The 22,803-nt window shown below is 72.4% G+C and carries 18 protein-coding genes; 17 read left to right on the top strand and 1 reads right to left on the bottom strand.

Annotated features, from left to right (window positions below; translation table 11 throughout):
• The first annotated feature begins 25 nt into the window (after positions 1-25).
• The 14 genes from ACH34R_RS01170 (at position 26) to ACH34R_RS01105 (ending at position 17,019) form a co-directional block, all read left to right on the top strand.
• Positions 26-1,540, top strand: coding sequence for a UDP-N-acetylmuramoyl-L-alanyl-D-glutamate--2,6-diaminopimelate ligase (locus ACH34R_RS01170; RefSeq protein WP_397559788.1), 1,515 nt, complete (start codon positions 26-28; stop codon positions 1,538-1,540).
• Positions 1,541-1,549: 9 nt separating this feature from the next.
• Complete coding sequence (gene murF, locus ACH34R_RS01165; protein WP_397559407.1) at positions 1,550-2,929, top strand: UDP-N-acetylmuramoyl-tripeptide--D-alanyl-D-alanine ligase; 1,380 nt, start codon at positions 1,550-1,552, stop codon at positions 2,927-2,929.
• Complete coding sequence (gene mraY, locus ACH34R_RS01160; RefSeq protein ID WP_111170446.1) at positions 2,926-3,984, top strand: phospho-N-acetylmuramoyl-pentapeptide-transferase; 1,059 nt, start codon at positions 2,926-2,928, stop codon at positions 3,982-3,984. The genes murF and mraY overlap by 4 nt, the downstream gene beginning before the upstream one ends.
• Positions 3,966-5,360, top strand: a complete 1,395-nt coding sequence (murD, locus tag ACH34R_RS01155) for a UDP-N-acetylmuramoyl-L-alanine--D-glutamate ligase (RefSeq protein ID WP_397559406.1) — start codon at positions 3,966-3,968, stop codon at positions 5,358-5,360. The genes mraY and murD overlap by 19 nt, the downstream gene beginning before the upstream one ends.
• Before the next feature lie 319 nt (positions 5,361-5,679).
• Positions 5,680-7,038 carry a putative lipid II flippase FtsW gene (gene ftsW / locus ACH34R_RS01150; protein WP_397559405.1) on the top strand — a complete coding sequence of 453 codons (1,359 nt, stop codon included), beginning with the start codon at positions 5,680-5,682 and terminating at the stop codon, positions 7,036-7,038.
• Between the two features lie 15 nt (positions 7,039-7,053).
• Entirely contained in the window at positions 7,054-8,148 is a 1,095-nt protein-coding gene (murG, locus tag ACH34R_RS01145) for an undecaprenyldiphospho-muramoylpentapeptide beta-N-acetylglucosaminyltransferase (RefSeq protein WP_397559404.1), read from the top strand.
• A 7-nt stretch (positions 8,149-8,155) separates the two neighbouring features.
• Positions 8,156-9,565, top strand: a complete 1,410-nt coding sequence (gene murC / locus ACH34R_RS01140) for a UDP-N-acetylmuramate--L-alanine ligase (RefSeq protein WP_397559403.1) — start codon at positions 8,156-8,158, stop codon at positions 9,563-9,565.
• A gap of 162 nt (positions 9,566-9,727) precedes the next feature.
• Positions 9,728-10,600, top strand: coding sequence for a cell division protein FtsQ/DivIB (locus ACH34R_RS01135; protein WP_397559402.1), 873 nt, complete (start codon positions 9,728-9,730; stop codon positions 10,598-10,600).
• Between the two features lie 264 nt (positions 10,601-10,864).
• On the top strand, positions 10,865-12,328 hold the full coding sequence (ftsZ, locus tag ACH34R_RS01130; RefSeq protein WP_397559401.1) for a cell division protein FtsZ: 1,464 nt from the start codon (positions 10,865-10,867) through the stop codon (positions 12,326-12,328).
• Between the two features lie 75 nt (positions 12,329-12,403).
• Entirely contained in the window at positions 12,404-13,132 is a 729-nt protein-coding gene (locus ACH34R_RS01125) for a YggS family pyridoxal phosphate-dependent enzyme (RefSeq protein ID WP_397559787.1), read from the top strand.
• Positions 13,133-13,252: 120 nt separating this feature from the next.
• Complete coding sequence (locus ACH34R_RS01120; protein ID WP_111171877.1) at positions 13,253-13,756, top strand: cell division protein SepF; 504 nt, start codon at positions 13,253-13,255, stop codon at positions 13,754-13,756.
• 94 nt (positions 13,757-13,850) lie between these two features.
• Positions 13,851-14,138, top strand: coding sequence for a YggT family protein (locus ACH34R_RS01115; RefSeq protein WP_111171878.1), 288 nt, complete (start codon positions 13,851-13,853; stop codon positions 14,136-14,138).
• A 49-nt stretch (positions 14,139-14,187) separates the two neighbouring features.
• Positions 14,188-15,060 carry a DivIVA domain-containing protein gene (locus ACH34R_RS01110; RefSeq protein WP_397559400.1) on the top strand — a complete coding sequence of 291 codons (873 nt, stop codon included), beginning with the start codon at positions 14,188-14,190 and terminating at the stop codon, positions 15,058-15,060.
• A gap of 48 nt (positions 15,061-15,108) precedes the next feature.
• Positions 15,109-17,019: a hypothetical protein gene (locus ACH34R_RS01105; protein ID WP_397559399.1), complete on the top strand. Its 1,911-nt coding sequence runs from the start codon at positions 15,109-15,111 to the stop codon at positions 17,017-17,019.
• Between the two features lie 53 nt (positions 17,020-17,072).
• Here the strand turns inward: ACH34R_RS01105 and ileS are convergent, their stop codons facing one another.
• Complete coding sequence (ileS, locus tag ACH34R_RS01100; RefSeq protein ID WP_397559398.1) at positions 17,073-20,243, bottom strand: isoleucine--tRNA ligase; 3,171 nt, start codon at positions 20,241-20,243, stop codon at positions 17,073-17,075.
• A gap of 570 nt (positions 20,244-20,813) precedes the next feature.
• Between ileS and ACH34R_RS01095 the strand changes: the two genes are divergently transcribed.
• The 3 genes from ACH34R_RS01095 (at position 20,814) to ACH34R_RS01085 (ending at position 22,800) form a co-directional block, all read left to right on the top strand.
• On the top strand, positions 20,814-21,221 hold the full coding sequence (locus ACH34R_RS01095; protein ID WP_397559397.1) for a TraR/DksA family transcriptional regulator: 408 nt from the start codon (positions 20,814-20,816) through the stop codon (positions 21,219-21,221).
• 131 nt (positions 21,222-21,352) lie between these two features.
• Entirely contained in the window at positions 21,353-21,874 is a 522-nt protein-coding gene (gene lspA / locus ACH34R_RS01090) for a signal peptidase II (protein ID WP_397559396.1), read from the top strand.
• The gene (locus ACH34R_RS01085) at positions 21,871-22,800 is read left to right on the top strand and encodes an RluA family pseudouridine synthase (RefSeq protein WP_397559395.1); all 930 of its coding nucleotides are present in this window, start codon (positions 21,871-21,873) and stop codon (positions 22,798-22,800) included. Before lspA ends, ACH34R_RS01085 begins: the two co-directional genes overlap by 4 nt.
• The last annotated feature ends 3 nt before the right edge of the window (positions 22,801-22,803 follow it).

Raw genomic sequence — 22,803 nt, 5'->3', positions numbered from 1 at the left:
CGCTCTCGCCGTGCGTCCCCCGTCTATGCGTCCGACGACGAGTCCGCCGCGCCCGCTGTCCGGGCTCGCGGCGCTGCTCGGCGTGCCCAGTGAAGGCCCGCGCGCCGCGGTCACCGGCATCACCCACGACTCGCGCCAGGTGCGGCGCGGCGATCTCTACGCCGCTCTGCCGGGGGCGAACTTCCACGGGTCCCGCTTCGCCGCCGAGGCGCTGGCCGCAGGGGCCGCCGCCGTACTGACCGACCCGGCCGGCCGGGAGGCCGCAGCGGCCACCGGCCTGCCGGTGCTCGTGGTGCCCGACCCGCGCGCGGTGCTCGGCAAGGTCGCGGCCTGGGTCTACGGCGAACCGGCCGCCGCCGTGACCGTGCTCGGCGTGACCGGCACCAGCGGCAAGTCCACCAGTACGTTCCTGATGGAGGCGGGGCTTCGCGCGGCCGGGCACAGCACCGGGCTGATCGGCGGCGTGGAGATCCACGTGGCCGGCCGGAGCTTCCCCGCGCAGCTCACCACGCCGGAGGCGAGCGACGTGCACGGCCTCCTCGCGCTGATGCGCGAGGAGGGGGTCACCGCCGCCGCCATGGAGGTCTCCAGCCACGCCCTGGCCCTGGACCGCGTGGGCGGCGTGCGCTACGACGTGGCCCTGTTCACCAACCTCTCCCAGGACCACCTCGACTTCCACCGCGACCTCGACGACTACTTCGCCACCAAGGCCAGGCTGTTCACTCCGGAGTTCAGCCGCGTCGGGGTGGTCAACCTCGACGACGCCCACGGCCGGGAGCTGCTGGGCGTGGCCAAGATCCCGATGACCTCGTTCTCCGCGTCGGGGTCGCCGCGGGCCGAGTGGCGGGCGCAGGACGTCCGCTGCGGCGGCGACGGCAGCACCTTCCGGGTGGTGGGCCCGGGCGGGGTGGAGGCGGACGTCACGGTGTCGCTGCCCGGCCCCTTCAACGTCTCCAACACCCTGGGAGCCATCGTCGCCCTGGTCGAGTCGGGGGTGCCGCTGCAGGCCGCGGTCCACGGCGTGGGCTCGCTGCGCGGCGTCCCCGGCCGGATGGAGCGGGTCGAGACCGGCGGCGCCTATGAGGTGATCGTCGACTACTCCCACAAGCCGGGCGCGGTGGAGTCGGTGCTGCGGTCGCTGCGCGAGGTCACCGCGGGCACGCTCATCGTGGTGCTCGGCTGCGGCGGCGACCGTGACCAGGGCAAGCGGCCACTGATGGGCGAGGCCGCCGCCCGGCTGGCCGATGTGGTCATGCTCACGAGCGACAACCCGCGGTCGGAGGACCCTCTGGTCATCCTGGCCGCCATGCTCGAAGGCGCGCTGGACGTCCCGCCCAGGGAACGCGCGCATGTGATCATGGAACCGGACCGCGCCGCGGCCATCGGGCTCGCCGTGCGGCGGGCCGGGCCCGGCGACGTCGTCCTGATCGCCGGCAAGGGTCACGAGCAGGGGCAGTACATCGCCGGCGAGGTGATCCCCTTCGACGACCGGCAGGTGGCCGCGCAGGCCGTCCGCCGCCGAGAAACATATGGAGAGTAGGGAAGAAGCATGATCCCGATGCCGCTGGCGAGGGTCGCCGAGATAACCTCAGGGGCGCTCACGGGCATTGCCGATCCCCGCGCCGTCGTGCGCGGGCCCGTGGTGGTCGACTCGCGGGCCGCCGAGCCGGGATCTCTGTTCGTCGCCCTCAAGGGCTCTCGCGTGGACGGGCACGCCTTCGCCGAGGAGGCGCACCGCGCCGGGGCCGTCGCGGTGCTCGCCGCCCGGCCCACCGAGGCCCCGACGGTGATCGTCGGCGACGTCCTCGCCGCCCTGGCCGCCCTCGCCGCCGAGGTGTGCGCCGAACTCCCCGAGCCCACCGTGCTCGGCGTCACCGGCTCCGCCGGCAAGACCACCACCAAGGACCTGCTGGCCGGGCTCACCGCCCTGATCGGCCCCACCGTCTCCCCGGTCGGCTCCTACAACAACGAGATCGGCCACCCGCTCACCGTGCTGCGCGCCGACGCCGCGACGAGGTTCATGGTGCTGGAGCTGAGCGCCCGCAACGTCGGGCACATCGCCGCGCTGGCCCGCATCGCGCCGCCGCAGATCGGCGTGGTGCTCAACGTCGGCACCGCCCACCTCGGCGTGTTCGGCAGCAGGGAGGCCATCGCCAAGGCCAAGGGCGAGCTGGTCGAGGCGCTGCCGCGCAAGGGCGGCGTCGCGGTGCTGAACGCCGACGACCCGCACGTGCGGGCGATGGCGGGCCGCAGCGCCGCCCGGGTGACGCTGTTCGGCCGTACGCCCGAGGCCGCCGTACGGGCCGAGAACCTCTCGCTCGACGACCGCGGCCGGGCCCGCTTCACCCTGTGCACGCCCTCCGGCGACGCGGAGGTCTCGCTGCGCCTGTACGGCGAGCACATGGTCTACAACGCGCTGGCCGCCGCCGCGGCGGCCTACGAACTGGGCCTTCCGGTCGCCACCATCGCCAGGCAGCTCTCGGAGTCGGTGCCGTGCAGCCCCTGGCGGATGGAGGTCACCGACCGGCCGGACGGCGTCACCGTGATCAACGACGCCTACAACGCCAACCCCGACTCCATGCGCGCCGCCTTCGTCACCCTCGGCGCCCTCGGGCGGCAGCGGCGCAGGTTCGCGGTGATCGCACCGATGCTGGAACTCGGCGAAGAGGGCCGGCTGCTCAACGAGCAGGCCGGCCGGATGGCCGCGGGCGCCGGCCTCGCCGGGCTGATCGTGGTGGGCGGCGAGGAGGCCCGCTCGATCGTGGCCGGCGCGGCGGGCGCGCCGGTGCTGCATGTGCCCGACCCCCCGGCGGCGGCACAGGCGCTGCTGCCCAGACTGGCTCCAGGAGACGTCGTGCTGATCAAGGGATCGCGGGCCACAGGGCTGGAACGCGTGGCCGAGCTGCTGCTCGGGGGTGCCGCCCAGTGAGGGACATCCTTGTCGCCGCCGCGGTCGCGCTGCTGCTCTCGATGATCGGTACACCGGTCGCGATGCGCGTGTTCGCCCGGCGTGGGTACGGCCAGAACATCCGGGAGGAGGGCCCGTCCGGCCACTACGACAAACGCGGCACGCCCACCATGGGCGGCACGGTGATCGTGATCGCGGCGCTGCTCGGGTACGCCGCCTCGCACGCGGCCACGCTGACCGCCCCGACGATCTCCGGCGGGCTGGTGCTGTTCTTGATGACCGGGCTGGCCGCGGTGGGCTTCCTGGACGACTTCATCAAGATCTACAAGCAGCGCAGCCTGGGCCTGCGCAGCGGCGCCAAGGCGTTCGGCCAGCTCATCGTGGGCGCGGTGTTCGCCGTCCTGGTGGTCCGCTTCCCCAACGCCTACGACATCACCCCCGCCACCACCCGCCTTTCCTTCCTGCGCGACTTCGGCCCCTCGATCAGCCTCATCCCCTTCATCATCTGGGTGCTGATCATGATCGTCGGCTTCTCCAACGCGGTGAACCTCACCGACGGCCTGGACGGCCTGGCCTCCGGCGCGACCGGGGTGGTGCTCGCCTCCTATGTGCTGATCGGCAACTGGCAGCTTCGCAACAGTTGCGTCAACCAGCTCGGCCCGAACTGCTACTGGGTGCGCGACCCGCTCGACCTGGCGGTGGTGGCCGCGGCCGTACTAGGGGCACTGGTCGGCTTCCTATGGTGGAACGCCCCACCCGCCAAGATCTTCATGGGCGACACCGGCTCGCTGGCGCTGGGCGGCGTGATCGCCGGGCTGGCCGTCACCACCCGCACGCAGCTCCTGCTGGTCATCCTGGCCGGGATGTGCGTCATCATCACCCTGTCGGTGATCATCCAGGTCGGGTTCTTCAAGATGACCCGAAGGCGCGTCTTCCGGATGGCGCCACTGCAACACCACTTCGAGCTGGCGGGCTGGGCGGAGACCACCATCGTGGTCCGGTTCTGGCTGATCGCGGGACTGTGCGCGGCGGCCGGCCTCGGCCTGTTCTACGTCGAATGGATGCCCAAGTCATGATCACTGTGGCCGGTCTCGGCGTTTCTGGTCAGGCCGCGGCGCGGGCGCTGGCCGGCCGCGGCGAGCGCGTCGTGGTCCTTGAGGCCAAGGACGGCGAACGGCAGCGCGCCGCCGCGGCCGAGCTGGCCCGGCTGGGCGTGGAGGTGCGGTTCGGGCCGGCCGCGGAGCCGCCCGCGGACACCACCCTGCTGGTCACCTCGCCCGGCTGGCCGCCGTCTCACCCGCTGCTGACCGCCGCGGCCGAGGCGGGCGTGGAGGTCATCGGCGAGGTGGAGCTGGCCTGGCGGCTGCGGCCCGCGGGGGCCGCGCCCTGGCTCGCGCTCACCGGCACCGACGGCAAGACCACCGTGGTCCGCATGCTGGCGGCCATGCTGACCGCCGCCGGGCACAAGGCGCTCGCGGTGGGCAACGTCGGCACGCCCATCGTGGAGGCGGTCTCGGGGCCGGGCGATGTGCTCGCGGTCGAGCTGTCCAGCTTCCAGTTGCACTGGTCCGGCAGCCTGGCCCCGCACACGGCGGCGCTGCTCAACGTCGCGCCCGACCACCTGGACTGGCACGGTTCGCTGGACGAGTACGCCAGGGTCAAGGGCAAGGTGTTCGAGCGCGCGGGCACGGTGGTCCACAACGCCGACGACGAGATCGCCACGCGCCTGGCGGAGCCGTACGCGGGGGCGGTGGGCTTCACCCTGCGGGTGCCGCGCCCGGGGCAGCTCGGCGTCGTGGAGGACCTGCTGGTGGACCGCGCCTTCGTGGCCGACCCGGCGGACAACGCCGAGGAGCTGGCGGTGCTGTCCGACGTACGGCCGTTCGCGCCGCACAACGTCGCCAACGCGCTCGCCGCCGCCGCCCTGGCCCGCTCCTACGGCGTGCCTTCCGCCGCGGTACGGCAGGGCCTGGCCGACTTCGTGCCCGACCCGCACCGGATGGAGTTCGTGGCCACGGTGGGGGACGTGCGCTACGTCAACGACTCCAAGGCCACCAACGCGCACGCCGCAGCGGCCTCCCTGGCGGCCTACCCGTCGATCGTGTGGGTGGCGGGCGGCCTGCTGAAGGGGGCCGACATGGACGACCTCGTACGGCGTGCCGCGCCCCGGCTGCGCGCCGCCGTCCTGCTGGGGGCGGACCGTGAGCGAATTCGCACGGCGCTGGCGCGACACGCGGCGAATGTCCCCGTGGTGGACGTGCCAGGGCAAGACACTGGGGTGATGGACCGCGTCGTCACCGAGGCCGCGGGGCTCGCCGCCCCCGGCGACACCGTGCTCCTCGCCCCCGCGGGAGCCTCCCAGGACATCTTCGACAACTACGGGGCGCGGGGGGAGGCCTTCGCCCGAGCCGTACACCGGCTCGCGGCCGATCCCGGCGGAGCCCCGGAGTGACCCCCCACCGCCCAGCACCCCGCCCCGCCCACTGCGCCCCCCACGCTCGCCCCGGCGGGGGGCACGGCGGGTCTGCGGCCCGCCTCGGCGCTGTGCTGTGGAGCGGCGGTACGGCAGGGCGCGGGCGGGCCGGCGTGACCGCGGGTCGGGGGTTTTCGGCCCGGCCGGATTCGTGTCACGGTGACCACCGGCCCTTGCTCCGGCGCGAAAGCGCGATGACCGCCCACGCCTCGCGCTGCGGCCCGCCGGTACGGAACGCCGACGCCTTGGGGCGGGGGCGTGCGGGGGCGGGTGCGGGTGTGTTGCGGGAGGTGGGGGGATGACGACGGACACAGGGACCGGGGCCGCTGACCCGGTGGCGCGGAAGGGGGCGCGGGGCGGCCCGGCGGGGCGGGCCTCGCGGCGTGGGTGGGATCACCGCGGGTTGTTCCGCGAGCGGACGGGGGCGCTGCTCGAACTGCTGGACCGGCCGCTCACCACCTACTACCTCATCGTGGGCTGTAGCGCGCTGCTGCTCGCGCTGGGCCTGATGATGGTGCTCTCCGCCTCCAGCATCGAGGCGTTGCAGGAGACCGGCAGCCCGTTCTCGTGGTTCCTGCGGCAGTCGTTCTCCGCGACGCTGGGCGTACCGATCATGTGGATCTGTTCCCGGCTGCCGCAGCGCTTCTTCCGGCTGGCCGGATACCCGCTGATGGTGCTCTCCGTGATCGGCCTGATCCTGGTGATCCTGGTCGGCGAGTCCCAGCAGGGCGCGCAGCGGTGGATCGACCTCGGGCCCATCTACCTCCAGCCGTCCGAGCCCGCCAAGCTCGGGCTCGCCCTGTGGGGGGCCGACCTGCTGGCCCGCAAGGCCAGGGCGGGCCGGATCGAGTGGCGGCAACTGCTGATCCCGCTGATGCCCGGCACGGCGATCCTGGCCGTGATGGTCATGCTCGGCCGCGACCTCGGCACCACCCTGGTGCTGATGCTGATCTTCCTTTCGCTGCTGTGGGTGGTCGGCGCCCCGGTCCGGCTGTTCGGCGTGATCCTCCTGGGCGCCGTACTGGCGGCGGTCATCATGATCACCGTCGAGCCGTACCGGATGGCCCGTGTGACCGCCTATCTGCGGCCGTGGGAGGATGCACAGGGCGCGGGCTATCAGGCGGTCCAAGGGCAGATCGCGATGGGCTCCGGCGGCTGGTTCGGTCTCGGGCTGGGCAGCAGCCGGCAGAAGTGGAGCTGGCTGCCGCATTCCGAAAGTGACTTCATCTTCGCCATCCTCGGTGAGGAACTCGGACTGGCGGGCACACTTGCCGTCGTGACGCTTTTCGGCCTGCTCGGATATGCCGGACTCCGGGTGGCATCCAGGGTCAACGACCCGTTCATCAGGCTCGCCTCGGCCGCCACCGTAGCCTGGGTTGCCGGTCAGGCCATCGTGAACATCGGCGCGGTGATCGGTGTTCTGCCCATCACCGGCATCCCGTTGCCGCTGGTGTCCTATGGTGGTTCGGCCCTGTTGCCCACACTCGCCGCGCTTGGCATGTTGTTGTCATTCGCCCGGCGGGAGCCAGGCGCCCGCGAGGCTCTGGCCGCGCGTGGCCCCGGACCGGTGGCGAGAGCCCTAAGCTGGCTTGGCCTGGGCGGTCCGAAGGCGCGTAGTCGCCGTGCGGGCCGTACAGCGCGGTCATTCGATAGGTGAAGTGAAAGGACCGACATGAGGGTGGTCCTCGCGGGCGGCGGGACGGCCGGGCACATCGAGCCGGCGCTCGCCCTTGCCGACGCGTTGCGCCGGCTGGCCCCGGACACCGGAATCACCTGCTTGGGCACCGAGCGCGGCCTGGAGACCCGCCTGGTCCCGGAGCGAGGGTATGAGCTCCAGCTCATACCGGCGGTGCCGCTGCCGCGCGCGATCACGCCGCAGCTTCTCACCGTCCCCGGACGGCTGGCCGGCGCGATCAACGCCGCGGCCGGGGTGCTCGACCGGGTGCAGGCCGACGTCGTGGTCGGGTTCGGCGGTTACGTCGCCACCCCGGGCTACCTCGCGGCCCGCCGCAGGGGTGTGCCGATCGTGGTGCACGAGGCCAATCCACGCCCCGGCCTGGCCAACCGGCTCGGCGCGCGGCTGACCGAGCACGTCTATACCGGACATCCGGAAACGGCCCTTACTCACGCCCAGTACCTCGGGATCCCCCTCAGGCACGACATCTCCCACCTGGACCGGCTGTCCATGGGGGACAAGGCCCGCTCCTGGTTCGGCCTGGAGGCCGACCTGCCGACGCTGCTGGTCTTCGGCGGCTCCCAGGGGGCCCGCTCGCTCAACCAGGCCGCGCTCGCGGCCAGTGACACGCTGCGCCGCGCGGGCGTCCAGGTGCTGCACGTGCTCGGCCCGAGGAACACGATCGAGCAGGAGCCGCCGCCCGGCGACCCCCAGTACGTCGTGCTGCCCTACATCGACCGGATGGAGCTCGCCTACGCCGCGGCCGACTTCGCGCTGTGCCGCAGCGGCGCGATGACCTGCGCCGAGCTGACCGCGGTCGGCCTGCCCGCCGCCTACGTGCCGCTGCCGCACGGCAACGGCGAGCAGCGCACCAACGCGGCCCCGATCGTGGCGGCCGGCGGCGGCCTCATGGTCGACGACGCCGACCTCAATCCCGAGTGGATCGCCCACCACCTGCTGCCGATCCTGTCCGACCCCGAGCGGGTCGCGATGATGTCGGAGGCGTCCGCCAGGCTCGGCCGCAGAGACGCCGACGAGGTCATGGCCCACCGGGTCCTGCAGATCGCCGCCTCCCGGCGGGAAGGGCGGTGACCCGCAGATGAGCCTGGTCAAACTCGTCGAGCCGGTGGCCGCCGGCGACCTCGGCAGGGTCCACTTCATCGGCATAGGCGGCGCCGGCATGTCCGGCATCGCGCGCATCCTGCTCAAGCGCGGCGTCCGGGTGAGCGGCAGCGACACACGTACCTCGCCCCTGGTCACCGAGCTGCGCGAGCTGGGCGCGACGGTCCACATCGGCCACGCCGCCTCCCACATCAAGAACGTCGACACCGTGGTGGTCTCCACCGCGATCCGCGACTCCAACCCCGAGCTGGGGGAGGCGCTGCGCCAGGGGCTGCGGGTCATCCCGCGGGCCGCGGCGCTGGCCGCCGTCATGGCCGGCCGTACCGGGGTGGCGGTCGCGGGCACCCACGGCAAGACCACCACCACCTCCATGCTCACCGTGGCGCTGCAGAAGTGCGGCGCCGACCCCTCCTACTGCGTGGGCGGGCAGCTCGTCACCACCGGCCTGGGCGCCGACGAGGGCGCGGGCGAGGTCTTCGTCGCGGAGGCCGACGAGAGCGACGGGTCGTTCCTGATGCTGGCCCCGGGCATCGCCGTGGTCACCAACGTCGAGGCCGACCACCTGGACAACTACGGCGATCCCGACGCCGTGTACGACAGCTTCGCCCGCTTCGTGGAGCGGGTCGGCTCCGCGCTGATCGTCTGCGCCGACGACCCCGGCTCGGCCGCGCTCATCCCGCAGGCCCGAGCGCGCGGCCTGCGGGTGCGCACCTACGGTGAGGCCGAAGACGCCGACCTGCGCATCCGCGCGGTCCGGCCGGACGGCTTCGGCGTCGCCTTCGAGGTCGACGGGCACGGCCCGGTACGCCTGTCGGTGCCGGGGGCGCACAATGCCCTCAACGCCACCGCCGTCATCGCGGTCGCGGTCGAACTCGGCCTGCCCTTCGACGCGATCCGCGACGGCCTGGCGGCCTTCACCGGGGCCAAGCGGCGCTTCGAGTCCAAGGGCGAGGCGGGCGGCGTCGCGGTCTTCGACAGCTACGCCCACCACCCGACCGAGCTCGCCGCCGACCTCCGTGCCGCTCGCGACGTGGTCGCCGGGTTCTCGGCGGGGGAGGGCCGCGTGATCGCGGTCTTCCAGCCGCACCTGTACTCGCGGACCAGGTTCTTCGCCGACGAGTTCGGCGTGGCCCTCGCCCTGGCCGACGAGGCCATCGTGATGGACGTCTACGGCGCCAGGGAAGATCCCGAGCCCGGCGTCTCCGGCGCCCTGGTCGCGGGCAAGGTGCCCCTCCCGGCCGGGCAGGTCGCCTACGTCACCGACCGCGCGGACGTCCCGGGGCTGGTCGCCACCAAAGCACGCCCTGGTGACCTCGTCTTGACCATGGGCGCGGGCGATGTCACCGAGCTGGGCCCTATGATCGTCGCGGAGCTTTCCGGCCGCTGATCCTCCCCCTTTCCATGCACGCCTATCGGAGGGACACCGCACGACCGCATGGCCACGCGAAGGGGACCGCGCACCGCGCCGCCGTACCACCCGGCGCGGGTCGTCCGTCATGAACGACGCCGGGGCCGAGGCGGGCCCCACTTTCCGGCCCCTTGGCATGGGGTGGGAGCGGGAGAAGCCCTCGTCACCGGTACGGCGGTCGTCATGGCCGCCCCCCGGCGGGGCGGCGGCGCGCCAGGGACCACCGAGGCCGCCCGGACGGCCGATCGGGCGGGCGACGTGGACGAGGTCCCGGTACCTCCGGAACCCCCGGGACCGCCCGCGCCGCCGCCCGCCGGCGGTGAGGACGCCGGTGCGGCCAGAGGCCGCTGGACCGGCTGGCGGGTGGTACTGGTGCTCGTGCTGTTCGCCGCGGTGGTCGGCTGCGCGACGTGGATCGTGTTCTTCTCCAGCGTGCTCGGCCTGCGGGAGATCAAGGTTGTGGGAAATCTCACCGTGCCGTCCGAGCAGATCCAGCGGGCCGCGGGCGTGCCGGAGGGGCACCCGCTGGCGACCGTCGATCTCGGCGGCGTGCGGGGCAGGGTCCTCGGCATCCGGCAGATCGAGTCGGCCGCGGTGGAACGCACCTGGCCGGGGACGCTCCGGATCGCGATCGTGGAGCGCCGGCCCGTGGCGGTGCTCCCGGTGGCCGGCAAGGCGGCGCTGGTGGACAAGTACGGCGTGGTGACCGAGGTGCGGTCCGTCGGATCGCCCCGGCTGCCGCTGCTCCGGGTGAACCGGCCGAGTCCCGAGGACCCGTCGACCAGGGCGGCACTCGCGGTGATCGTGTCGTTGCCCGCCACCCTGGCGCCCAAGGTCGCCGAAGTGCGCGCCACGGGCCCCGAAGCCGTGTCCCTGCGCCTGGGAGACGGCAGGACGGTGGTGTGGGGCGGCCCGGACCGCGCCCGGCAGAAGGCGCGTATTCTCATGACCTTGCTCAAGAAGCCCGCGGACAGCTATGACGTGAGCTCGCCCGAGGTCGTGACCGTGGAATGAGATCATCAGGCCCGCCGCGACGGGCCGCCGGGGGTGGCGCGCGAAAAGGACACGCCGCGACACGCCGGGCGCGCTTGCGGCGCGGTTAGTTGACCCGCGTAGAGCGTAACTCCTACTGTCCGTATCAATCCTCAGGTTGACATAAATCTAAATCTCAACTTGAGGGTGAGGGTTTGGGAATCGCGGTCACGGCATCGCCGTACCGCACGAACACCGTAAGTCACCGGAAATATCGCAAGTCAACGAGCGGAAAGGCCCCTCGTCGTGGCAGCACCGCAGAACTACCTCGCGGTCATCAAGGTCGTCGGCATCGGCGGCGGCGGCGTCAACGCCGTCAACCGAATGATCGAGGAGGGACTCAAGGGCGTCGAGTTCATCGCCATCAACACCGACGCCCAGGCGCTGCTGATGAGTGACGCCGACGTCAAACTCGATGTCGGCAGAGAACTCACGCGCGGCCTTGGCGCGGGCGCCAACCCGGAGGTGGGCCGCAAGGCGGCCGAAGACCACCGGGAGGAGATCGAAGAGGTCCTCAAGGGCGCCGACATGGTGTTCGTGACCGCCGGCGAGGGCGGCGGCACCGGCACCGGCGGCGCGCCCGTGGTGGCCAGCATCGCCCGGTCCCTGGGGGCGCTCACCATAGGTGTGGTGACCCGGCCGTTCAGCTTCGAGGGACGGCGGCGCGCCTCCCAGGCCGAAGCCGGGATCGAGACGCTGCGCGACGAGGTCGACACCCTCATCGTGATCCCCAACGACCGGCTGCTGTCGATCTCCGACCGGCAGGTGAGCGTGCTCGACGCCTTCAAGGCGGCCGACCAGGTGCTGCTGTCCGGTGTGCAGGGCATCACCGACCTCATCACCACTCCCGGTCTGATCAACCTCGACTTCGCCGACGTGAAGTCGGTCATGTCCGGCGCGGGCTCCGCGCTGATGGGCATCGGCCACGCCAGGGGCGACGACCGCTCGGTCGCCGCCGCCGAGATGGCCGTCTCCAGCCCCCTTCTGGAGGCCAGCATCGACGGCGCGCACGGGGTGCTGCTGTCCATCGCGGGCGGCTCCGACCTCGGCCTGTTCGAGATCAACGAGGCCGCCCAGCTCGTCTCCAACGCGGCGGCCCCAGAGGCCAACATCATCTTCGGCACGGTCATCGACGACGCCCTCGGCGACGAGGTGCGGGTCACAGTGATCGCGGCCGGGTTCGACGAGCCGGCCAGGGAGAGCCCGGCCCCCGTCGCCCACCAGCCCGCCGCCCGGCCGCAGCCGTCGCGGCCCGCCGCGCCGGCGTCCCCGGGGCCGGTCCGCTCATCGCCGGGCACGCCGAGCGTCAAGGCCGAGCACCGTACGGAGTCCATCCGCTCCGACCCGCCGCCCAGGTCAGAGGCGCCGCCCCGGCCGGAGCCGCGGCACGAACCGCCGCGCTATGAGAGCGCGCGCGAGCCGCAGCGCCACGAGCCGCCCCGGCCGGAGCCGCGCATCGAGCCGCGCCCGCAGCCCCGGCCCGAACCGCGCCCCGAGCCGCCCGCCCCGGTGCGCCCGCTGGCCGGCGCCACCTCGCCGGACACTCCGGCCGACGAGCCGCCCGGCCTGTCGCTGGCCAGGCCCGTCGCCGAGCCCGCCACCTCGCCCGCCCCGCCCACGCCGATCAGCTCCCGGATGCCGGACCAGCCCCGGCCCCGGGTCGTCTTCGAGGAGGAAGAGGAACTCGACGTTCCCGACTTCCTCAAGTGATCCTTCTCACCTGCCGCCCGGTGCGGGCGGCGAAACGGGGAGGGTGGACGATGGTGCCGCTGAGTGAATGCCAACATGACGAGTGGTGGGCGGCGAGAAGTGAGCGGGACGACACGGCACGCGGAGATCGCGGCCGGGCTTGAGGCGGTAGAGGCGCGGATCGCGGGGGCGTGCCGTGCGGCGGGCAGAGACCGGGCGGAAATCTCGATGATCGCCGTGACCAAGACCTACCCCGCCTCCGATGTGCGGATTCTGGCCGAACTGGGGGTCCGCGACGTCGCCGAGAACCGCGCCCAGGAGGCGGCGGGCAAGGCCGACGAATGCGCTGACCTTCCGCTGACCTGGCATTTCGTCGGGCAGTTGCAGACCAACAAGGCCCGCCTGGTGGTGGGCCACGCCGCGATCGTCCACTCGGTGGACCGCCCGCGGCTGGTCACGGCGCTGAGCGCGGAGGCCGTGCGGGCGGGGCGGGAGGTCGGCTGCCTGGTACAGGTGGCCCTGGACGATGACCCCTCGCGCGGCGGCGCCAGGCCCGCCGACGTGCTCGCGGTGGCCGGCGCGGTGGCCGCGGCCGAAGGACTGTCGCTGCGCGGGGTGATGGCGGTCGCGCCGCTGGGGGAGGAGCCCGCCAAGGCGTTCGCCCGGCTGCGCGAGATCGCGGGGTCCGTACGCGCCGAGCACCCGGCCGCCACGATCGTCTCCGCGGGGATGAGCGGCGACCTGGACGAGGCGATCGCGAACGGCGCGACACACCTGCGGATCGGTACGGCGTTGCTCGGTCGCCGGAAGCCCTTCGTCAGGTAATGTCCACTCAAGTGGGCCTTGACGTCCACGCTTCCAGGAGAGGTCGATAAGCGGTCAGCTCCAAAAGGGGGTACGGCTGCCGTCACGGACCCGCAAGTGCTGACGGAGGAAGACGTAGCGATGGCCGGCGCGATGCGCAAGATGGCGGTCTACCTCGGCCTCGTGGAGGATGACCGCTACGAGAGGTACGACCACTACTCCGAGGACGACTACGACGAGTACGACGAGTCGAGGCGTCCCGCGGAAGAGCGCGAGCCCGCGGTCCCCGAGCGCGACGAGGAGACCGATCCCGGCCTGCCCGCCCCCCGGCCCGCGACGGCCGTGATGGAGCGCCGGACGACCGACCTGGCCAGGATCACCACCCTGCACCCGCGCACCTACAACGAGGCGCGGACGATCGGCGAGCACTTCCGCGACGGCACTCCGGTCATCATGAACCTTACGGAGATGGTCGACAGCGACGCCAAGCGACTTGTCGATTTCGCGGCAGGTCTGGTCTTTGGGCTACATGGGAGCATCGAACGTGTTACCAACAAGGTGTTCCTGTTGTCCCCAGCCAACGTCGAGGTGACTGCCGAGGACAAGGCCCGAATCGCGGAACGCGGGTTCTTCAACCAGAGTTAGAGTTCCACTATGGACGTGACCGACCGGCCCATTGGCCCCCGGTGCGAGCGGGGATGGGGATGGCGGGGTACCGGGATGGAGGCAGGGCGACACTGTGGGGATCGTTAGCGAGATCTTGGTCGTTGTCCTGTCGATCTATCTGGTGCTCCTCATCGGCAGGATGATCTTCGAGACGGTGCAGGCGTTCGCCCGGCAGTGGCGTCCGACCGGCGCGGTATTGGTGCTGGCAGAGGCCGTATACACGGTGACCGACCCACCTCTCAAGTTCCTCCGCCGTTTCATTCCGCCCCTCCGGTTGGGTACGGTGGCCTTTGACCTAAGCTTCACAGTGCTCTTCATTGTGGTCTTGGTCTTGATCCAGATCGTGTCCGCGCTTCGTTGACGGGTACCGTCCCACCGGACAGACTCCCAAGCGCGCCAAGGAGACCGAAATGCCGCTGACGCCCGCCGATGTGCGGAACAAGCAGTTCAGTACGACCCGGCTGCGGCCGGGCTACGACGAGGAAGAGGTTGACGCCTTCCTCGACGAAGTGGAGGCCGAGCTCGACCGCCTGATCCAGGAGAACGAGGAGCTGCGCGCCAAGCTCGCCGAGTGCCTGCGTGGCAAGGTCCCCGGCGGAATGGGCGTGGGCATGACCCCTGCCCCGGTGGCGGAGCCCAAGCCGGAGATGATGGCGCCGCAACCCGAGCCGATGAAGGCGCCCGAGCCGCCGCCGCAGCAACAGCCGCAGCAGCAGCCGGTCCCCGTCGGCATGGGCATGCCGCCCGCCGAGGACAACATGGACACCGCGGCCCGCGTGCTGGCCCTCGCCCAGCAGACGGCCGACCAGGCCATCGCCGACGCCCGCCGGGAGGCGGACGAGACCGTGACCAGGGCCCGCCGCGAGGCCGACGAGATCCTCGGCAAGGCCAGGCGCCAGGCCGAGCAGGTCATCGGCGACGCCCGTGCCCGGGCCGAGACGCTGGAGCGCGACGCCCAGGAGCGCCACCGTCAGGCCATGGGGTCGCTCGTCCAGACCCGCGACGAGCTGGAGCGCAAGGTCGAGGAGCTGCGCAGCTTCGAGCGCGAGTACCGAAGCCGGCTGAAGCTGTACCTGGAAGACCAGTTGTCCAAGCTGGACATCGCCGGTGAGGGTAGTGGCGCGTTCCCGATCGTCGGTGGGCAGATGCCGGCGAGTCCCGCGATGTCGCGCGCGCCGGGTCAGCAGTCGCTGCAGGGCGGCCCCGGCTCGTTCGGCCCCGAGGGCGGACAGCACCAGGGCGCCTTCCAGACGGCGGACGGCCCGCACAACGACCGTAGGTAGGCTTCCGGGTCACGTCACTCTCCCCGACCCGTAAGCGGGAGTCACTCTGTGATCTTCGTAAGTGCTGGACTCGTACTAGCCGCGATCGTGCTGCTGATCGCGGGCGTCGTGCTGGCCGAGCCGTCCCTCGTGATGTGGTCGATCGTGGTCAGCGTGCTGTCCGCGGTCTTCCTGCTGATCGCGGTACTGCTGCGCAGACACGCCCTGTTCCCCCGCGGGGGGCCGGCGAAGGCGACGATGCCTCCGCCCGCGCCCCTTCAGGCCGGCCCCTACCAGGCCGGTCCGATGGCGTCGCCGATGATGGCGGCTCCACCGCCGCAGGCCGTCCAGCACATGGCCACGATGCCCCCTCAGCCCCGTGCCCATCATCCGATGGCCGCGGGGGCCTCCCCGGTGGCTCCCAGGCGCGCGAGCGGCATCTCGCCGGACGCGATCGTGCTGGTGATACCCGGGCGCAGGCGCTACCACGTGGCGGGCTGCCGGCAACTCGCCGGCCGCGACCATGAGGAGCTGACCTACGAGGAGGCCCGGGAGGAGGGTTTTTCACCCTGCACCACCTGCCTTCCCGACGCCGCTCTCGGCGGAGTCCAGGCACCCCCCACTCCCGAGCCCGCGTCCTCTCCCGCCGAGGGGACCATGCAGCCCGAGCCGACCACCAACCCGGTCCGCGTCGCACGCCCCGCCCCGGGCGCCGACGGCCCGGATCGCCCCGGCGCCATTCCCATCGGCCGCGTGACCCCCGAGCCCGCCGGGCCCCCGCCCGCCGAGCTCGCCGGCCGAGAGGCGCCCCCCGCGCGCCCCTCCGCCTCCCCGGCCCCACCATCTGCGTCCGCCGCGCCGACCGCTTCCACGGGTTCGCCGGCAGGGTCGCCTTCTCCCGCATCCGGCGGTTCGTCGCCCACGCCGGGTACCCCCGCACCGGACGCCCCCACGGCCTCTCCCGCTTCCGCGGGTACCGTCGCTTCGTCGCCTTCGTCCGTGTCCGCGGGTTCTGCCGATGCCGCCGCTTCGTCGCCTGGGTCGTCTTCTTCCGCGTCCGCGACTTCTCCCGCTTCTGCGGGTTCCGCCGGTTCTTCGACCGGTGCCGCCGGTTCGTCGGCCAGGCCGGGAGCTTCCGCGTCGGCGGCTCCTCCGGCCTCTTCCGGGACGCCGCCGCGCGGACCCGGCCGCCCCGGCCAGGAGCCGCCCTCCCGCCCTTCTCTGGACACCGAGACCCCCGCCCGCGCCGCCGCGCCGCAGGATGCCGCCCCGCGTGAGCCAGGTGCCCGCGGTCCGGCCCGACGGGAGCCGGGGCCGGGGGCGTTCGGGGGGCGTGATGCCGCCGCCGATGATCCCGGCGTTCCCGGTTCCGGTCCGCGGGAGTCCGGGCCTGAGGGCGCCGGGCGCAAGATCGGCTCCGATGCCTCCTCGCGTGATTCCGGCCCGCGTGATCGTGCCGCGGCCGAGGGCCCCCAGGGCGGCGCGTCGGTGTCCGGCACGCCCGTCTCCTGGTTCAGCCCGCCGGAGTCCGCCCCGGGTGAGGCTCCCGCGCCTGGCCAGAAGGGCGCCGGCTCCGCCCGGGACAAGGCCGCCTCCGCCGAGGGCTCCGCGCCGGCTCAGAAGGGCGCAGGGGCCTCCGGGCCCGGCCGGAACGGGACGGATGACGCCCCCGCGCCCGCGAAGGGCAAGGCCGGGCAGGGCGATGTGCCCGCGCCCGTGATCGGAGGCGAGCCCCGGGTGGTCGCCGATGATGCCACGCGGGTCGTGGTGACCGTGGACGAGGAGAACTCCGATCCCGGCCACCGTCCCTCGCCCGCCCCCGCGCAGAGCGTGAAGGTCATCTCCGGCACCAAGCGGTTCCACACCACCGGCTGCCCTCTCCTGCGCGCCGCCACCGAAGACGTGGTCGAGACGATGCCCAGGGCCAGGGCCGAGGCCGCCGGTTTCACCCACTGCTCGGTCTGCGGCACGACCGCCTGAACGCCCGAAGGGGGTGTGCGAGCCCGCCGGGCGCGCACACCCCCTTCGCGTGTCTAGCCCGTGACGCGGCGGAGCTGGAAGCTCAACCCCAGGTCGGCGTCGCTGTGCGTGGGCAGCCCCGGCTCGGCGCCCTCGGTGAACGCGCCGGCCAGCACCTCATCGGCCACCGCGTTCGCGTGGGCCCGCATGGCCTGCGCCACCTCAGGGACGCTCGCCGCCCACCACAGTTCGATCCGGTCGGTGATGGAAAGGCCGGAGGACTTGCGCGCCTCCTGGATGAGGCGCACCGCCTCGCGGGCCAGCCCGGCCAGCCGGAGCTCGTCGGTGATGGCCAGGTCGAGCGCCACGGTCTCGCCGGTGCCGGTCTCGATCGCGCCCGTCTCGACCGCCCAGCCGGAGCGCGGCTGCTCGGTGACGATCACGTCGTCCGGGCCGAGTTCCACCTCGCCGATCTCCTCCACCTGGACCGTCGCGGTACCGCCCCCGCGCAGCGCGCCGGCCAGCGCGACCGGGTCGGCCGCCGTGATGGCCGCCGCGACGAGCTTAGTGCGCCCGCCGTACCGCTTGCCCAGGGCGCGGAAGTTCGGCTTGACGGTGAAGGACACCAGGTCGGCGGAGAAGCCCGACAAATCCTCCAGCTTCAGGACGTTCAGCTCGTCGGCGATCAGCGCCCGCAGTTCGCCGGGCAGGCTCGACCACCCGGGCGCGCCCACGAGAGCCCGCCCAAGGGGCTGACGCGTCTTCACACCGGAGGAGGCCCGCGCCGAGCGGCCCAGCTCCACCAGCCGCCGCACGAGCGCCATGCGCTCGCTCAGGGCCGTGTCGAGCAGGCTCTCGTCGACCTCCGGCCAGGTGCTCAGGTGCACCGACGACGGGGCGTCCGAAGCGCGCAGGACCTCCCACACGTGATCGGTCAGGAACGGCGTGATCGGCGCCATCAGCCGGGTCACCGTCTCCAGGCACTCGTACAGCGTGGCGAAGGCCGCCTGCTCGCCCGTCCAGAACCGGCGGCGCGAGCGCCGGACGTACCAGTTGGACAGGTCGTCCAGGAACGCGGCCAGCCTGCGCCCGGCGCGCGCGGTGTCGTAGCTCTCCATGGAGGCGGTGACCTCGGCGACCGTGCGGTGCAACTCGGCCAGCGCCCACCGGTCGAGCAGCGGGCGCTCCTCCGGCGGCGGCGCGGACGCGAGCGCGGCCGGCGACCACGACTCGGCGTTGGCGTACAGCACGAAGAACGACGCCGTGTTCCAGTAGGTCAGCAGGACCTTGCGGACGATCTCCTCCAGCGCGGCGTGCCCGACCCGGCGCGCCGCCCACGGCGAGCCCGAGCAGGCCATGAACCAGCGCAGGGCGTCCGCGCCGTGCTGGTCCATCAGGGGGATCGGCTCCAGCACGTTGCCCAGGTGCTTGCTCATCTTGCGGCCGTCCTCGGCCAGGATCAGGCCTAGGCACAGCACGTTCTCGTAGGAGGAACGGCCGAAGACCAGCGTGCCGACCGCCATCAGCGAGTAGAACCACCCCCGCGTCTGGTCGGTCGCCTCACAGATGAACTGCGCCGGGTAGGCGCGCTCGAACGCCTCCTTGTTCAGGTGCGGCGCGCCCCACTGGGCGAACGGCATCGAGCCGGAGTCGTACCAGGCGTCGATCACGTCGGGCACCCGGCGCGCCTCGGACCCGCAGGTGGGGCAGTCGAAGGTCACGTCGTCCACGTAGGGCCGGTGCGGATCGAGCGCGGACAGGTCGCGCCCGGCGTGCCTGCCCAGCTCGGCCAGCGACCCGACGCAGGTCACGTGCGACTCGTCGGCGGTGCACACCCAAAGCGGCAGCGGAGTGCCCCAGTAGCGCGAGCGCGACAACGCCCAGTCGACGTTGTTGCGCAGCCACTCGCCGAACCGGCCCCACTTGATCGTCTCGGGGTACCAGGCGGTCTTCTCGTTCTCCGCGAGCAACTGCTCCTTGATCGCGGTGGTGCGGATGTACCAGGACGGCAGCGCGTAGTACAGCAGCGGCGTGTGGCAGCGCCAGCAGTGCGGGTAGCTGTGCTCGAAGTGCCCGCCGCGGAACAGCAGGCCGCGCGCGCGCAGGTCCGCGGTGAGCGCCTCGTCGCTGTCCTTGAAGAACTCGCCGCCGACCATCGGCACGTCGGGCAGGAACCGCCCGTCGGGGCCGATCGGGTTGACCACCGGCAGGCCGTACCGCTTGCAGATGGTCATGTCGTCCGCGCCGAAGGCGGGGGCCTGGTGGACCAGGCCGGTGCCGTCCTCGACGGTGACGTAGTCGGCCAGTACGACATAGTGCGCGCCGGGGATGTCCACCAGCTCGAACGGCCGGGCGTACGTCGTGTGCTCGAGGTCGGCGCCGGCGAAGGTGGCGACCACCTCGGCGTCCTCGCCGAGCACGGAGGCGGCCAGCGGCTCGGCCACGACCAGCGTCTCGTCCCGGCCGGCCGGGCGAGCGGCGACGTAGGTGACGTCGGGCCGTACCGCGACGGCGGTGTTGGACACCAGCGTCCACGGCGTGGTCGTCCAGATCAGCAGGTCGGCCCCCAGCTCGGCCAGCGGGCCGGAGGTCGCGGGCAGCCGCACGTAGACCGACGGGCTGGTGACCGTCTCGTACCCGCCGGGCTGGCCCAGCTCGTGGTCGGACAGGCCGGTGCCGCAGCGCGGGCAGTACGGCGTGATGCGGAAGTCGCGGAACAGCAGGTCCTTGTCCCAGATGGTCTTCAGCGACCACCAGACGGACTCGATGTAGGAGGAGTCCATCGTGCGGTACGCCTGGGAGGTGTCCACCCAGAAGCCCATCCGCTCGGTCATCGTCTCGAAGGCGTCCACGTGCCGCAGCACCGACTCACGGCAGCGGGCGTTGAACTCGGCGATGCCGTACGCCTCGATCTCGGGTTTGCCGGACAGGCCCAGCTCCCGCTCCACGGCGACCTCCACGGGCAGGCCGTGGCAGTCCCAGCCGGCCTTGCGCGGCACGCTGTAGCCGCGCATTGACCGGTAGCGGGGGAAGACGTCCTTGAAGACGCGGGCCTCGACGTGGTGGACGCCGGGGCGGCCGTTGGCGGTGGGCGGGCCCTCGTAGAAGACCCACGCCGGGCCGGTCGCGGTCTGCTCGACCGAGCGCTCGAAGACCTTGCCGTCCCGCCAGCGGTCCAGGATCTCGTGCTCCAGGGCGGGCAGATCCACCTGGGCGGGCAGTGAACGGAAATGGTGTGCTGACATCGGGATGGGGCCTCCACGCGGTGACGGGCCGTCGATCATGCTTGCCTCGCGTGGAGGGACGAAGCGCGGGGCTCCGCGGTACCACCCTCCTTGGCCCCCGACGGGCGGGGACCCTCTCGTCGTGCCCGCTGCCGGTTCTACTGGACCCGCGCGCGGGCCGTTCTTCCGGCGGCTCGGGGGTGATCTTCGATCCGGCTCTCGCCCCGGACTCACACCGTCTCCGGGTCGCTCGTGCGAGGGGTGCTCGGACCTACTCGTCCCCGTCAGCGCCTTGCAGGGCGGTCGGGGCGCGCGCCTGCGACGGTACGCGCTCCCGGCTAAAACGATAACGCACCAGGGGAGTGCGGCGCTTCCCGGATTCATCGGCGCGGGCTTCCCGGTTTGCACGCGGAGCCCCCTCGGCTCTGCCAAGGCAGGCGTAGAGGCGTGGCGTATTGGGAAGGACGTGGCGGATCGGGGTGGGATGCTACGGGAGAGGCGAATGTCCTGGCGGGTCATTTGCCGTTCTGTTATCTCCGGACCTAGGCTTCCCCGCACCCGTTCGAGTCACTTGATCGGTTAGGAGGGCGTATGAGCGCAACCGCGCGCGCAGGTAAGAGCACCGCCGTGAACGGAGAGGGTGCCTGGACGGAGGGGGAGCTCGCGGAGGTACGCGACAACCTGTCCCGGGAGATGGAGGACCTCCGCGTCGTCATCACGCGGTCGGAGTCGGAGATAGCCTCGGGGGACATCACCGAGGGCGCCGGTGACGACCAGGCGGACGCCGGGGCCAAGACGTATGAGCGGGAACGTGAGATCGCCCTTACCCTGAACTCGCGCGACCTGCTCGCGCAGAACGAGCGGGCGATCGCAAGGATCGACGCAGGGACCTACGGGGAGTGCGAATCGTGCCACAAGCCGATCGGAAAGGAACGGCTGCGGGCGTTCCCGAGGGCGACGCTGTGCGTGGCCTGCAAGCAGAAGGAGGAACGCCGCTGACGGACGACCGGAACGACCCGGGCCGGAACGGCGAGGCCGTTCCTCCCGGCACCCCCCAACCCCCCGATCCCCCCTCTCCGGACTCCTCTGACACCCCGGCCGGCCCCCCGCCCGGGACCAGGCGGCGCAGGGTGGGGCTGCTGGCCGGGCTCGCCGCCGTGGTCTACGTCCTCGACCTGGTCACCAAGGTCCTCGTGGTGGCCTACCTGGAGGGCAAGGACCCCGTCGTACTGATCCCGGACGTCCTGCTGTTCCGGGTGATCCGCAACTCGGGGGCCGCCTTCAGCATCGGCACCGGGCTCACGCTGGTGCTCACCCTGATCGCCACCGGCGTGGTCATCGCCATCCTGCGCACCGCGCGCAACCTCCGCAGCCTGCCCTGGGCGATCACCCTCGGGCTCCTCCTCGGCGGCGCGTTCGGCAACCTGACCGACCGCGTCTTTCGCGCCCCCGCCCCCTTGCAGGGGCATGTCGTGGACTTCGTCCAGGTCTTCCCCGCGACCGGGTTCCCGATCTTCAACGTGGCCGACTCCTCGATCGTCTGCGGCGGCGTGCTGGCCGTACTGCTCGCCTGGCGCGGCTACCAGATCGACGGCTCCCGCCACGAGGACGCCGGCAAGCGCGGCGGCGGCAAGGCGGGCGGCGGCGAATGAGCGAGCAGCGCAGCCTCCCGGTCCCCGACGGCCTCGCGGGCGAACGCCTCGACGCCGCCATCTCGCGCCTGTTCGGCCTCTCGCGCACCCGCGCCGCCGAGATGATCGGCTCGGGCGACGTGCTCGTGGACGGCACGGCGGCGGCCAAGTCCGACCGCGTCCACGCTGGCGCCTGGCTCGACGTCACGCTGCCCCCGCCGCCCACCGCCCCGGTCCCGGTGGCCGAGCCGGTGCCGGGGATGCGCGTCCTGCACGAGGACGACGACATCGTGGTCGTGGACAAGCCGATCGGCGTCGCCGCGCACCCGACCGTCGGCTGGAACGGCCCGACCGTGCTCGGCGGCCTGCTCGGATCCGGCCACCGGGTCGCCACCAGCGGCGCGGCCGAACGGCAGGGCATCGTGCACCGGCTCGACGCCAACACCTCGGGCGTGATGGTCGTGGCCAAGAGCGAAGGCGCCTATTCCTGGCTCAAGCGGGCGTTCAAGGAACGTACCGTCGAGAAGCGGTACCACGCCCTCGTCCAGGGACACCCCGACCCGCTGCGCGGCACCGTGGACGCCCCCATCGACCGCCACCCGTCGGGCGACGGCCGGTTCGCCGTGGTCGCCGGCGGCAAGCCGTCGGTCACCCACTACGACACCGTCGAGGCGTTCCGGGCGGCCTCCCTGCTCGACATCAGGCTGGAGACCGGGCGGACCCACCAGATCCGCGTCCACATGGCGGCCTTGCGGCATCCCTGCGTGGGCGATCTGCTCTACGGGGCCGATCCCACGCTCGCGGCCCGGCTCGGGGTGACCCGCCAGTGGCTGCACGCGGTGTCCCTCGCCTTCGAGCACCCGGGCACCGGGGAGTGGGTCGCCTTCACCAGCGACTATCCGGCCGACCTCGACGCCGCCCTCACCGCCGTCCGCGGGGAGTCCTGAGCC

Source organism: Spongiactinospora sp. 9N601, from assembly GCF_044326295.1.
Lineage (GTDB): Bacteria > Actinomycetota > Actinomycetes > Streptosporangiales > Streptosporangiaceae > Spongiactinospora > Spongiactinospora gelatinilytica.
This window is presented reverse-complemented; position numbering and strand designations above follow the sequence as displayed.

What these genes read in the sequence shown, in the direction of transcription:
- ftsW (WP_397559405.1), top strand. Translation starts at nt 5,680, where the DNA reads ATGACGACGGACACAGGGACCGGGGCCGCTGACCCGGTGGCGCGGAAG.
- ACH34R_RS01120 (WP_111171877.1), top strand. Translation starts at nt 13,253, where the DNA reads ATGGCCGGCGCGATGCGCAAGATGGCGGTCTACCTCGGCCTCGTGGAG.
- murG (WP_397559404.1), top strand. Translation starts at nt 7,054, where the DNA reads ATGAGGGTGGTCCTCGCGGGCGGCGGGACGGCCGGGCACATCGAGCCG.
- ileS (WP_397559398.1), bottom strand. Translation starts at nt 20,243, where the DNA reads ATGTCAGCACACCATTTCCGTTCACTGCCCGCCCAGGTGGATCTGCCC.
- murC (WP_397559403.1), top strand. Translation starts at nt 8,156, where the DNA reads ATGAGCCTGGTCAAACTCGTCGAGCCGGTGGCCGCCGGCGACCTCGGC.
- ACH34R_RS01110 (WP_397559400.1), top strand. Translation starts at nt 14,188, where the DNA reads ATGCCGCTGACGCCCGCCGATGTGCGGAACAAGCAGTTCAGTACGACC.
- ACH34R_RS01125 (WP_397559787.1), top strand. Translation starts at nt 12,404, where the DNA reads ATGACGAGTGGTGGGCGGCGAGAAGTGAGCGGGACGACACGGCACGCG.
- murD (WP_397559406.1), top strand. Translation starts at nt 3,966, where the DNA reads ATGGATGCCCAAGTCATGATCACTGTGGCCGGTCTCGGCGTTTCTGGT.
- ACH34R_RS01085 (WP_397559395.1), top strand. Translation starts at nt 21,871, where the DNA reads ATGAGCGAGCAGCGCAGCCTCCCGGTCCCCGACGGCCTCGCGGGCGAA.
- ACH34R_RS01095 (WP_397559397.1), top strand. Translation starts at nt 20,814, where the DNA reads ATGAGCGCAACCGCGCGCGCAGGTAAGAGCACCGCCGTGAACGGAGAG.
- ACH34R_RS01170 (WP_397559788.1), top strand. Translation starts at nt 26, where the DNA reads ATGCGTCCGACGACGAGTCCGCCGCGCCCGCTGTCCGGGCTCGCGGCG.
- murF (WP_397559407.1), top strand. Translation starts at nt 1,550, where the DNA reads ATGATCCCGATGCCGCTGGCGAGGGTCGCCGAGATAACCTCAGGGGCG.